The organism is Streptomyces sp. NPDC005181 (genome assembly GCF_040608395.1).
GTDB lineage: Bacteria > Actinomycetota > Actinomycetes > Streptomycetales > Streptomycetaceae > Streptomyces.
On record NZ_JBEXID010000048.1, the window covers coordinates 22,728 to 34,229 of the forward strand.

Here is an 11,502-nt window from a genome sequence, read left to right on the forward strand (position 1 = left end):
AACGGCTTCGAGGTGTACGGCACGGCCAAGGGCCACAGGCCCGCCGCCACCGGGTGGACCGACTGGGGCACGCACCACCACGAGGCACCCGCGCTGAAGGTCGCCGACGACGGTACGGTCCCGCTGGAGTCGGGCTGGACCCTGACGATGGATGACTGGGCCGGCGCCGAGGGCGCCGAGCTGTCCCTGCCCTCGGTGGACACCAGTCGCTGGCTGCCCGCGACCGTGCCGGGTACGGTTCTCGGTTCCCTGGTGGACCAGGGTCACCTGCCCGACCCGGTCTCGGGAATGAACAACCTCCGCATCCCGGAGGCCCTGTCGCGCCACGCGTGGTGGTACCGGCGCGGTTTCCGCCTGCCGCGCGGCCTGCGCACCGGCTCGGGGCGCCGTGTCTGGCTGGAGTTCGACGGCGTCAACCACAAGGCCGACATCTGGCTCAATGGGCAGCAGGTGGGAGGGCTGACGTACCCCTTCGCCCGCTCCGCCCACGACGTGACGCGCCTGCTGACGGACGGCGGCGAGCAGGCGCTGGCCGTCCGGATCACACCGATGCCCTTCCCCGGCAGCCCCGCGGACAAGAGCGAGGCGGGCCTGGCCTTCGTGGACGCCGGCGCCACGATGATGAACCGCAACTCGCCCACGTACCTGGCCGCCTCCGGCTGGGACTGGATGCCGGCCGTACGCGACCGTGTCTCCGGCATCTGGAACCACGTGCGGCTGCGCTCGACAGGGCACGCGGTCATCGGCGACCCGCGGGTCGACACCACGCTCCCCCACCTCCCCGACACCGGCACCGCCGAAGTGACGATCGTGGTGCCGGTACGCAACGCCGACTCCGCCGAGCGGCGCGTGACGGTCACCGCATCGTTCGACGACGTGCGGGTCTCGCGGACTGTCACTGTGCCGGGTGGGGAGAGCGCCGACGTGGTCTTCGCACCCGCCGATCACGCGGGGCTGCGGGTGCGCAACCCCGAGCTGTGGTGGCCCAACGGCTACGGCGAGCCCGCCCTGCACGACCTCACGCTCGTCGCATGGGCCGACGGCGAGGAGAGCGACCGGCGCACCACACGCTTCGGCATCCGCCAGTTCGGTTACGAGTACGCGGTGCCGCTGCCCTTCAGCGGCGGGACCGACGCCTACACGCAGTCGGTGGAGCTGGGTGCCAGGAAGGCCCGGCACGTGCAGGTCAGATGCCTGACGCGCGCCACGGACTGGGGTTCGTCGCTGTGGGGCCTCTCGGTGATCGACAGCGCGGCGCCCGGTACCGACCTGGCACTGGGCAGGACCGCAACGGCGTCGTCCGTCGACGAGCCGGGCCACGCAGCCGCCAACGTCACGGACGGGGATGCGAAGACGCGATGGTCGTCGGCGTTCGAGGACGATCAGTGGATCCAGGTGGACCTCGGCGCGTCGGTCTCCTTCGACCGGGTGGAGCTCGTATGGGAGCAGGCGTACGCCAAGACGTACGCGGTGCCCTTCGTCACCGCCAAAGACGGCACAGAGATCTTCTACAAGGACTGGGGGTCGGGCCAGCCGGTCGTGTTCTCCCACGGCTGGCCACTGATCGCCGACGCGTGGGACCCCCAGCTGAAACTGATGGCGGACAACGGTTTCCGGGCCATCGCCCACGACCGGCGCGGGGGCGGACGCTCCGGCCAGAGCTGGGACGGGAACAACCTCGACACCTACGCCGACGACCTGGCATCGCTCATCGAAACGCTCGACCTGCGCGACGCCATCCTGGTCGGCCACTCAACCGGCGGCGGCGAGGTCGCACGCTACATCGGCAAGCACGGCTCCAGCCGGGTCGCCAAAGCGGTACTGCTCAGCGCCGTACCACCGCTGATGCTCAAGACCGAAGCGAACCCCGAAGGACTGCCCATCGAGGTCTTCGACGAGATCCGAGCGGGCGTCGCGAAGGACCGCTCGCAGTTCTACAAGGACCTCAGCGCCACCTTCTACGGCGCCAACCGTGAAGGATCGACGGTCACCCAGGGCACCCGCGACGAGTTCTGGCTCTGGTCGATGTCGGTGGGCATCAAAGGCGCCTACGACTGCATCAAGGCGTTCTCCGAGACCGACCTCACCGAAGACCTGAAGAAGTTCGACATCCCCACCCTGATCGCCCAGGGCGACGACGATCAGATCGTTCCGATCGTGGCCTCGGGAGACAAGTCGTCCCGGCTCGTCAAGGACGCGATCTTCAAGGTCTACCCCGGCGCCCCCCATGGCCTCTCGATGGTCCCCGTATTCGCCGAACAGTTCAACGACGACCTGCTCGACTTCGCCCGCGGTTGAGACGGCAGGTTCCAAGACATCCGGCCAGGTTCCGCAGCGGCTCCTCCTGATCGATGATGACGTACCGGGCTGCCGTCCTCGGTACGGCACCAGCTGTCCCAGGAAGGGGTTTCCTATGCGGGAAACGACGCCGGCGCAGTCCCTGCCGGACGATCGCTCCGTCCACGGCTCGAACGAAGCCGATGTGATCGTGGTGGGGGCGGGGCCGGCGGGCTCGTCCGCAGCCTTTCACCTCGCCAAGGCAGGCCTCGATGTCCTGCTCCTGGAGAAGGCCCACTTTCCCCGGGAGAAGGTGTGCGGGGACGGCTTGACCCCGCGAGCGGTGCACCAGCTCATCCGGATGGGCATCGACATCAAGGCTCCGGGGTGGACGCGTTCACGCGGTATGCGATGGGTGGCCGGTGAGCATCAGGTGCACATCGACTGGCCCGCCCTGGGGCGCTACCCGGACTTCGGACTCTCGCGCAGTCGGCATGACTTCGACACCGTCCTGGCCCGCCACGCCGTTGCTGCCGGAGCACGGTTGCGCAACGGGGTGAAGGTGACCCGGCCCGTGACCGACCGCGCCGGCCGCATCACCGGCGTCACCGCCACGGCCGGAACGAAGGAACCGGTGGCCTTCCACGCACCGATCGTCATCGCCGCCGACGGCGCCTCCGCCCGGCTCGCTCTCGCCATGGGCCTGCAGCGGGACAAGACCAAGCAGATCGCGACAGCCGCTCGCCGCTATTACCGCAGCCCGGAACGGTCTCAGGAGGAGCACCTGGAGTTGTGGGCCGATCTGCGCTTCCCGGGGAGCGATCACTACCTGCCGGGGTACGGCTGGATCTTTCCCATGGGAGACGGGCGCGTCAACGTCGGGCTCGGTGCGCTGCCTCACCGTCGGCACGGAAAAGCGGACCTGCGGACCACGTTAAACCACTGGCTGGCCCGTACTCCTGACGCCTGGGGGCTGCGTGAGGAGAACGCCGAGGGCCCTGTCCGGAGCGCGGCGTTGCCGCTGGGTTTCAACCGTCATCCCCTCTACACCCGAGGGCTCCTCCTGGTCGGCGACTCCGGCGGCATGATCAGCCCCTGGAACGGGGAAGGCATTGGCCAGGCCATGGAAGCCGGCGAAGTCGCAGCCGAGAGCACCGCGCTCGCCCTCGCCCTTCCCCCGGGCCCGGGGCGGGAGCGAGTGCTGCACGGCTACCCTGTCGAGATCAACCGCCGCTGGGGGCGCTACTACCGTCTCGGCAACGCGGCCGCCGACGTCGTCTTCAGCCGTTCGGGCTTCCAACCGATCCTCAACCGCTACGTCATGGGATCGCCGTTTCTGCTCAACACCCTGGCCCGGATGCTCACCAACCTCACGGACAAGCCCTCGCACGATGTGATCGACCATGTACTCAACACCGTCGTTCGTCTGGTCCCGGCACCGAAGGTGCGCAGACGCTGAACGACCCGCCGGAGGTGGGGTCGTCGTTCTGCACGTCGCCCACAGGGTGAAAACAGACCAGTAGTGGTGAGTGCGCCCCACGCGCGGAAGGGACACCGCTGCCTAGCGTGATCGCATGCCGATGCAGCCCTGGTTCTCCGATGCCAAGTTGGGCATCTTCATCCACTACGGGATCTACGCCGTCGACGGCGTCCCCGAGTCCTGGTCGTTCTACACCGGCCAGGTCCCGCACGAGCAGTACATGAGGCAGCTCGACGGCTTCACCGCCTCGAAGTACGACCCGAAGGCCTGGGCCGAGCTGTTCGCGCGCGTGGGCGCCAAGTACGCGGTGCTGACTGCGCGCCACCACGACGGCGTGGCCCTCTGGGGCACCGAGCAGGGCGACCTGAATGTCGTGCGGCACACGCCCGCCGGCCATGACCTTGTTGCCGGGTACGCCGACGCGCTGCGCGAGCAGGGCCTCAAGGTCGGCCTGTACTACTCGCACTCGGACTGGAACCACCCCGACTACGCGAGCACGGTGCACACCGACCCACCGAACGAGGAGGTGGCCGGCAACCGCTACGCCTCTGCCGAGCCCGGAAAGGAGAACTCCGAGGCCTGGGCCCGCTTCCTGGCGTACCGCAATGCCCAGGTCGGGGAGCTCGTCGAGCACTTCCGCCCTGACCTGCTGTGGTTCGACGGCGAGTGGGAGCGCAGCGAGGAACAGTGGAAGCTGCGCGAGCTCGCCGAGGAGATCCTCGCGGGCAACCCGGACACCGTTCTCAATGCGCGGATGCTCAGTTACGGGGACTACGCCACGCCCGAGCAGGGCGTGCCGCTGCAGGCCCCGGACGGGCCGTGGGAGCTGTGCCTGACCGTCAACGACTCCTGGGGCTATCAGCACCACGACAACAACCAGAAGTCCGTGCGCCAGCTGGTGCGCTACTTCGCCGAGACCATCGGAATGGGCGGCAATCTGCTTCTTGATGTCGGCCCGAAGGAGGACGGCACGATCCCGGCCGAGCAGGTCGAGCGCCTCGAAGGACTCGGCGGCTGGATCGCCAAGCACTGCGGCGCCGTGTACGGCACGGTGGCCGGGCTCCCAGCAGGGCACCACTACGGTCCGAGCACCCTGTCCGCGGACCGCCGCACCCTCTATCTGATCTGCTTCGACTCACCACGCGAGACCATCGCCCTCCGTGGTCTGCGGACCCCGGTCAGGCGCGTGAGCGTGGTCGGTTCGGGCACCGAGCTCGGCCACGAGGTCATCGGCGGCCTCGGCGAAGTACCCGGAGTTCAGTGGATCGACGCCCCCAAGGGCGCAGATGTGGACGAGTACGCCACTGTGCTGGCCGTGGAGCTCGACGGCGAGCTCGACCTGTACCGCGGCGCCGGCCGCGACTGATGTCAGCCGCCGGCGCGGATCGCACGCGGCGACGCGCCCGGCGACGCGCCCGGGGTTCGGCCACGGGCTGCTCGCCCAGGCCGCCCCCCGGGGCCTGCGGGTGGGCTGCGCCCCCGTCCCCTTCCTCGGCGCGGGTATCCAGTCTGCTCGCCGCGCCGTCGACGCGGGCGCCATCGGAACGCCGATCGCCGCCGCGACCGCCCTCCTGAATCCCGGCCCCGAGGACTGGCACCCCAGCCCGGAACTTCTTCTTCCAGCGGGGCGCGGGACCATGGTTCGACATGGGCCCCTACTCCCTCACGGCCCTGATATCCCTGTTCGGCCCGGCCGAGCGCGTGGCCGCTGAGTCCCGCCGGGGAGGAGCCGCGCGCATCATCGGGTCCGGCACCGAGGCCGGGACTTCATTCGCCGTCGAGGTGCCGACGCATGTCACTGCTCTGATCGACTTCACTGCCGGGGCGAGTGCTTCGTCGGCGTTCGGTTTCGACTCGGCCCGATCGCCTCGACGTGCGCGGAACCCGAGCCGCTGCCTCGACCTGGGATCCGCACGCCGCAACGCTGCGAACGACGCGCGGCTGACTCGGGGACGTGTCACCGAACAGCTCGCCGGCCCAGGTCGGCGCGCCGCTGAGCAGCCCGATCAGATGCGGCTGCCGGAGGCGGTGTCCGACGACAGCCGTTGGGCGAGGTAGATCGGTATGACAGACAACAGGACGAGCACAGCGGCGACGACGTTGACGACGGGGGCCTGTTGAGGGCGGGCCATGTTGGAGAAGATCCACACGGGCAGGGTCTGGACGCCGGGTCCGGCGGTGAAGGTCGTCACGACGATCTCGTCGAAGGAGAGAGCGAAGGCGAGGAGTCCACCCGCGACCAGCGCGGACCGCACCAGCGGGAAGGTGACGTCGACGAACGTACGGAAGGTGTGGGCCCCGAGGTCCATGGCGGCCTCTTCGTACGATCCGGGCATCCGGCGCAGTCGGGCGATCACATTGTTGAAGACGACCACGATGCAGAAGGTGGCGTGGCCGACGACCACCGTGAACATTCCGAGGCCCACTCCGAGCGGTTCCAGGACCGTACGGAAGGCGGTGTTGAGCGCGACACCGGTGACGATGCCCGGGAGTGCGATCGGCAGGACGACCACGAAGGAGATGGCCTCGCGTCCGAAGAACTTGTAGCGCTGGCAGGCGAAGGCGATGAGCGTGCCGAGGACCAGGGCGATCGCGGTCGCACCGAGCCCGGCCCTGACCGAGGTCCACAGCGCGTCGCGGGCGCCCGAACTGTGCCAGGCGGCAACCCACCAGTCGAAGGTGAGGCCGGGTGGCGGCCAGCCCGAACTGCGGTCCGGGTTGAGGGAGTTGACGAGGACCAGGAGCAGCGGGACGTAGATCACCGCGAAACCGAGCCCGGCGGCGATGCGCAGTATGACGCGCGCGGGGCGGGAGAGATTCATCGGGGGCCTTCGCTGTGCGTGATACGGAGGTGGAGGAGAGGGTTCAGAGACTGCTCAGGGCTCCGGTACGGCGCACCGCGAGCAGATACAGCACGATGACCACGACGGGCACCGTGCCGAGTGCGGCGGCCAGCGGCAGGTCCAGGGTGATGTTGGAGTAGATGAGGTTGCCGATGAGCTGCGTCTTTCCGCCGACGATCTGTACGGCGATGTAGTCGCCGAGACTGAGCGAGAACGTGAAGACCGAGCCGGCCGCGATGGACGGCAGAATCATCGGCAGCACCACGGCGCGGAAGGTCCGGCCGGTGCGGGCGCCGAGGTCGGCGGAGGCGTCCAGGAGGCTGGCCGGGAGTTGCTCGAGTCCGGCGTGGATCGGCAGGATCATGTACGGCAGCCACAGATAGGTCAGCACCAGGACGGTCGCGGTCAGCCCGTAGCCGGGCCCCTCGAGTCCCAGTGGCTTCAGCGCCCAGTCGAGCAGACCGTCCTGGGCGAGGATGAGTCGCCAGGCGTACGCCTTGACCAGGTAGCTGGCCCACAGCGGAGTGAGGATCGCCACGACGAGGAGCGGCCGCCACTTGGGGTTCGCGATGCGGGCGGTGTAGAAGGCGATCGGGAAGGCGATCAGCACACACAGCGCGGTGACCGCGAGGGCGACGCCGATGCTGCGCAGGGCGACCTGACGGTAGACGTCGGTGGTGAACAGTGCAGTGAAGTTGTCCGTGTTCCAGATCTTCACCACGTTGGAGGTGAAGGAGTCCGTGGTCCAGAACGCGGAGAGGAACAGCACGGTGAGCGAGCCGAGGTAGGCCAGGGCGAGCCAGGCCAGTGGCGCGGAGAGCAGCAGGGACAGCTGCAGCCGGGGGCGGCGGTGCAGGGTCCCGGCGAGCCGCCGGACGGGTCCGGCGGCAGGCGCGGTGGTGGTCATGGACAGGTGACCCTCAGCCCTTGATCTCGGTCCAGGCCTGGACCCACTTGGCGTACGGCACGCACGTGGTGTCCGTACGTCCGTCCACGCACTGCGCGATGGGCGTGGTCCAGAAGTGGACGTCCTTCCAGTACGACTCGTCGGCAGCGTGGTAGGTGGTGCAGTGGTTCTTGTCCGCGGTCAGCGTGCAGGCCTTCGCGTTGGACGGGGCCTCACCGAAGTACTCGGCGACCTGGGCGTTCACCTTCGGCGAGATGATCCAGTTCATCCAGTTGTAGGCGCAGTTGGGGTGCTCGGCCTTGGCGGAGATCATCCATGTGTCGGACCAGCCGGTGGCGCCCTCCTTGGGGAGGACGGCCTTGACCGGGATCTTCTCGGCCTGGGCGGTGTTCAGGATCACCTGCCAGCTGGTGCCGACCACCGAGTCACCGCTCTTGAAGGCGGAGACCTCCTTCAGGTAGTCGCTCCAGTACTCGCCGACGTTGGCGTTCTGCTCCTTGAGCAGGTCGACGGCGGCGTCGAACTGCTTCTGGTCCAGGGCGTACGGGTCCTTGATGCCGAGGGACGGCTCGGTCTTCATCAGGTACAGGGCGGCGTCCGCGATATAGATCGGCGAGTCGTACGCCGTGACCTTCCCCTTGTACGCCGAGGACTTGTCGAAGACTGCGGACCAGGAGTCGGGCGCCGGGGAGACCTTCTTCGTGTTGTACATCAGCAAATTGGCGCCGCGGCCGTGCGGGATGCCGTAGGAGACACCCTTGACCGTGTTCCACTGCTGGTCCTTGAGCCCGGAGAAGACGTCCTTGTAGTTGGGCACCAACGCGGTGTTGACGGGCGCGGCGTCGCCGGAGGCGATCAGCCGCAGCGCCGCGTCACCGGAGGCGGAGACCGCGTCGTACTGACCGGTCTTCATCAGGCTGACCATCTCGTCGGAGGTGCCAGCGGTCTTGGTATTGACCTGACAGCCGGTCTGCTTCTCGAAGTCGGTGACCCAGTCGACCTTCGGGTCGTTCGAGCCGTCCTCGGCGTATCCGGCCCACGCGATCAGGTTCACCTGGCCCTCCGTCTTGCCGAGGGTCTTCTTCGCGGCGAGCTTGGGCGGGGTGAAGTCGCTGCCGCCGGGCGACGTAGCAGCGGTGTCCGAGGAACCGCAGGCGGTGGCGAGAAGCAGGGCGCCGAGCGCGGCCGCTGCTCGGGACGTTCGGTTCAGACGCACAGGGGATCTCCACGGATGAGGGAAGGGGCGGGGACGGGTCGTGCGGGTGTGTGCGCTTACCGGGCCTCAGGGACCTGGAAGTTGTGCCGTTGGTGCCACTGGAGCTTGACCCGGGAGCCACGGAGGGCGGCGACATCCTCGGAGGAGGTCTCCAGGTTCTGCTGAAGGGCGGTGAGCCGGCCGCCTGCGTCGAGGTCCACCAGGAAGCGGGTGGTGTCCCCCAGGTAGACGACCTCCGCCAAGGTGCCGGTGGCAGTGGAGTGCTGCGGCTCGTCGGCGATGGCGGACTCCCCCAGCACGCGGATCTTCTCCGGCCGGATGCTGTACGTTCCCCGGTCGCCCACGACCTGCTCCGCGGCGTCGTCGGTCAGCAGGTTCGACGTACCGACGAAGCCCGCGACGAACGGGGTGGCGGGACGTTCGTATATCTGGGCCGGGGTCCCGATCTGTTCGACGCGGCCCTGGTTGAAGACCGCGATCCGGTCGCTCATTGTCAGCGCTTCCTCCTGGTCGTGCGTGACGAAGACGAAGGTGATGCCGACCTCGCGCTGGATCGCCTTGAGCTCGACCTGCATCTGCTCGCGCAGCTTGAGGTCGAGGGCGCCCAGCGGCTCGTCGAGCAGCAGCACCTTCGGACGGCCGACCAGGGCGCGGGCCAGCGCCACGCGCTGGCGCTGGCCTCCGGAGAGCTGGGACGGGCGACGCGTCCCGAAGTCCGCGAGACGTACGCTCGCCAGAGCCTCCCTGGCCTGCTTCAGACGCTCGGCCTTGGGCACCTTGCGGACCTTGAGGCTGTAGGCGACGTTCTGCTCCAGGGTCATGTGCGGGAAGAGCGCGTAGTCCTGGAAGACGGTGTGCACGTCGCGCTCGAAGGGTGCCAGACCGGTGACGTCGGAGCCTGCGAGCTCGATGGTTCCGCTGGTGGGAGCCTCGAAGCCGGCGATCATCCGGAGCACTGTGGTCTTGCCGGAGCCGGACGGCCCCAGCATGGAGAAGAACTCGCCGTCCGCGATCTCCAGGTCGACTCCGGCCACAGCCTCTGTCCGGCCGAAGGACTTACGCAGGTTCTGCAACCGGATGGCCATTCCCTCCATGGGGGGAACCTTTCTGGTGCTGTCGGGAGTTGGCCGTAAACATATGAAGTCATAGTTCTAATTTCAAGGCCCCGCTAAGGTAAAAGCTGGGTCAACTGGCAAGGTGGTGATCGTGAATCGAGACAGACCCGGCGCCCGCAGAGTCGTCTTCACGCCCGTCGACACCCTGGCCCGCGTGGATGCCGTCGTGCGGCGGCTCGGTGATGCCATCGACCTCGGACTGCTCGCCGACGGCGAGCAGCTGCCCGGCGAGTCCGACCTCGCCGCCCAGCTCGGCGTCTCCACCGTGACCCTGCGGGAAGCCCTGATGGCACTGCGGCAGAGGGGCCTGGTCACCACCCGCAGGGGTCGTGGCGGAGGCAGCTTCGTCACCGTGCCCGACGGTCCTGCGGAGGACCGGCTGCTTGCCCGCCTCTCCGACTGGAGCACCGAGGAACTCCGCGATCTCGCCGACCACTGGGCAGCCGTCTCGGGTGCCGCGGCGCGGCTCGCGGCCCAGCGCACCGAGCCCGAGGATCTGCAGCAACTGCAGAGATCTCTGGGAGAGTTGGTGGAAGCCAAGGACTCGGGGGCGCGCAGCCGCATCTTCGGGCGCTTCCATGTCGAGCTGGCCGCGGCCGCCCAGTCCGCCCGGCTGACCAGGGAAGAGGTCACTCTCCAGACCGAAGTGGGGGCACTTCTGCGCCTCGTACTCTGCGAGGACGGGCACCTCAAGGACACAGCGGATCGTCACCGCGCCGTAATCTCAGCCGTGCATGATGGGGCGGATGACCGTGCCAGGGCCCTGGCCGAACAATGCGTGCAGGCCTCCATGGCGCGCCTGATCGAACTCCGCCTCGGCTCGGCCGACGGTGCGCGCGGTCCCCGTCCGAAGGAGGGCCCCGATGGGCAGCAGTCCCCGTCTCGCAAGCGCCGGATCGGCAGTGCTTGACGAGATGGCGGTCGCCGACGCGGCCGCCGGTGTCCGTGACGCACTCGAGGGAGTCTTCGACGCTGTAGGCAGGACGGGTACGGACACGGAGACGGTGCTCGCCTCGGCCGTCGCAGACGGCCGTCGGCCGGTCTCGACCGATCTGGCCGCGCTCCGCCCCGGCCTGCACGCGTGTCTCGCCCGGTACGACCTGGTCTCCGGGCTCGGTTTCGTGGCGGCGCCAGGACTGCTCGACGACGTACCGGCGTGGCTGGAGTGGTGGCAGACCACCGTGGACGGTGCCGTGCATCCACTGGTGCTCGACCTGGATCCGGAGCACTCGGCGTACTCCGATTACACCCACTGGGACTGGTTCACCCTGCCCCGCGACACCGGGCAGCGGGCGGTCGCGGGACCGTACGTCGACTACCTGTGCTCCGACGAGTACAGCCTCACCCTCTCCTCACCGGTGACGGTCGGGGGACGCTTCATGGGAGTGGCCGCCGCCGACGTCTACCTGCGGCGTTTCGAAGCGGTCGTCATGCCGCTGCTCCAACGCCTGCCGGGACCCGCCCGCCTGGTCAACGCGCGCGGCCGGGTCGCCGCCTCCACCGATCCCCGTCACCTGGTCGGATCGCTCACCAAGGGCCCGGACTTCGCGGCGGTACTGGCCGGATCGGCCGACGGCGCCGAACACGGCGGGCTGCGCATACGACCGTGCGACGGCGTTCCCCTCATCCTGATGACGACGGCACCCCCGGCATGAAGCAAGCCG

At 68.6% G+C, this 11,502-nt stretch carries 9 protein-coding genes and 1 pseudogene; 6 read left to right on the forward strand and 4 right to left on the reverse strand.

What is annotated here, in order from left to right; translation table 11 throughout:
- Positions 1-288 precede the first annotated feature (288 nt).
- The 4 genes and pseudogenes from ABZV38_RS26205 to ABZV38_RS26220 form a co-directional block, all read left to right on the forward strand.
- Positions 289-1,461, forward strand: a pseudogene (locus ABZV38_RS26205) (discoidin domain-containing protein); the annotation flags it as partial.
- Between the two features lie 9 nt (positions 1,462-1,470).
- Positions 1,471-2,298: an alpha/beta hydrolase gene (locus tag ABZV38_RS26210; protein WP_356330836.1), complete on the forward strand. Its 828-nt coding sequence runs from the start codon at positions 1,471-1,473 to the stop codon at positions 2,296-2,298.
- A 115-nt stretch (positions 2,299-2,413) separates the two neighbouring features.
- Positions 2,414-3,736, forward strand: a complete 1,323-nt coding sequence (locus ABZV38_RS26215; RefSeq protein WP_356330796.1) for a geranylgeranyl reductase family protein — start codon at positions 2,414-2,416, stop codon at positions 3,734-3,736.
- A 115-nt stretch (positions 3,737-3,851) separates the two neighbouring features.
- The gene (locus tag ABZV38_RS26220) at positions 3,852-5,123 is read left to right on the forward strand and encodes an alpha-L-fucosidase (RefSeq protein WP_356330798.1); all 1,272 of its coding nucleotides are present in this window, start codon (positions 3,852-3,854) and stop codon (positions 5,121-5,123) included.
- 640 nt (positions 5,124-5,763) lie between these two features.
- Here the strand turns inward: ABZV38_RS26220 and ABZV38_RS26225 are convergent.
- Genes ABZV38_RS26225 through ABZV38_RS26240 form a run of 4 tightly spaced genes read right to left on the reverse strand, consistent with a single transcriptional unit; the run spans position 5,764 to position 9,817 of the window.
- Complete coding sequence (locus ABZV38_RS26225) at positions 5,764-6,579, reverse strand: ABC transporter permease (RefSeq protein WP_356330800.1); 816 nt, start codon at positions 6,577-6,579, stop codon at positions 5,764-5,766.
- 43 nt (positions 6,580-6,622) lie between these two features.
- Complete coding sequence (locus ABZV38_RS26230) at positions 6,623-7,507, reverse strand: ABC transporter permease (protein WP_356330803.1); 885 nt, start codon at positions 7,505-7,507, stop codon at positions 6,623-6,625.
- Between the two features lie 13 nt (positions 7,508-7,520).
- Positions 7,521-8,723, reverse strand: a complete 1,203-nt coding sequence (locus ABZV38_RS26235; protein ID WP_356330804.1) for an ABC transporter substrate-binding protein — start codon at positions 8,721-8,723, stop codon at positions 7,521-7,523.
- 56 nt (positions 8,724-8,779) lie between these two features.
- Positions 8,780-9,817 carry an ABC transporter ATP-binding protein gene (locus tag ABZV38_RS26240; protein WP_356330806.1) on the reverse strand — a complete coding sequence of 346 codons (1,038 nt, stop codon included), beginning with the start codon at positions 9,815-9,817 and terminating at the stop codon, positions 8,780-8,782.
- Positions 9,818-9,929: 112 nt separating this feature from the next.
- Between ABZV38_RS26240 and ABZV38_RS26245 the strand changes: the two genes are divergently transcribed.
- Together ABZV38_RS26245 and ABZV38_RS26250 are read left to right on the forward strand one after the other, a co-directional pair.
- The gene (locus ABZV38_RS26245) at positions 9,930-10,748 is read left to right on the forward strand and encodes a GntR family transcriptional regulator (protein ID WP_356330808.1); all 819 of its coding nucleotides are present in this window, start codon (positions 9,930-9,932) and stop codon (positions 10,746-10,748) included.
- A gap of 4 nt (positions 10,749-10,752) precedes the next feature.
- Positions 10,753-11,493, forward strand: coding sequence for a cache domain-containing protein (locus ABZV38_RS26250; RefSeq protein ID WP_356330838.1), 741 nt, complete (start codon positions 10,753-10,755; stop codon positions 11,491-11,493).
- Positions 11,494-11,502: the final 9 nt, after the last annotated feature.

What these genes read in the sequence shown, in the direction of transcription:
- ABZV38_RS26215 (WP_356330796.1), top strand. Translation starts at nt 2,414, where the DNA reads ATGCGGGAAACGACGCCGGCGCAGTCCCTGCCGGACGATCGCTCCGTC.
- ABZV38_RS26220 (WP_356330798.1), top strand. Translation starts at nt 3,852, where the DNA reads ATGCCGATGCAGCCCTGGTTCTCCGATGCCAAGTTGGGCATCTTCATC.
- ABZV38_RS26240 (WP_356330806.1), bottom strand. Translation starts at nt 9,817, where the DNA reads ATGGAGGGAATGGCCATCCGGTTGCAGAACCTGCGTAAGTCCTTCGGC.
- ABZV38_RS26250 (WP_356330838.1), top strand. Translation starts at nt 10,753, where the DNA reads ATGGCGGTCGCCGACGCGGCCGCCGGTGTCCGTGACGCACTCGAGGGA.
- ABZV38_RS26225 (WP_356330800.1), bottom strand. Translation starts at nt 6,579, where the DNA reads ATGAATCTCTCCCGCCCCGCGCGCGTCATACTGCGCATCGCCGCCGGG.
- ABZV38_RS26230 (WP_356330803.1), bottom strand. Translation starts at nt 7,507, where the DNA reads ATGACCACCACCGCGCCTGCCGCCGGACCCGTCCGGCGGCTCGCCGGG.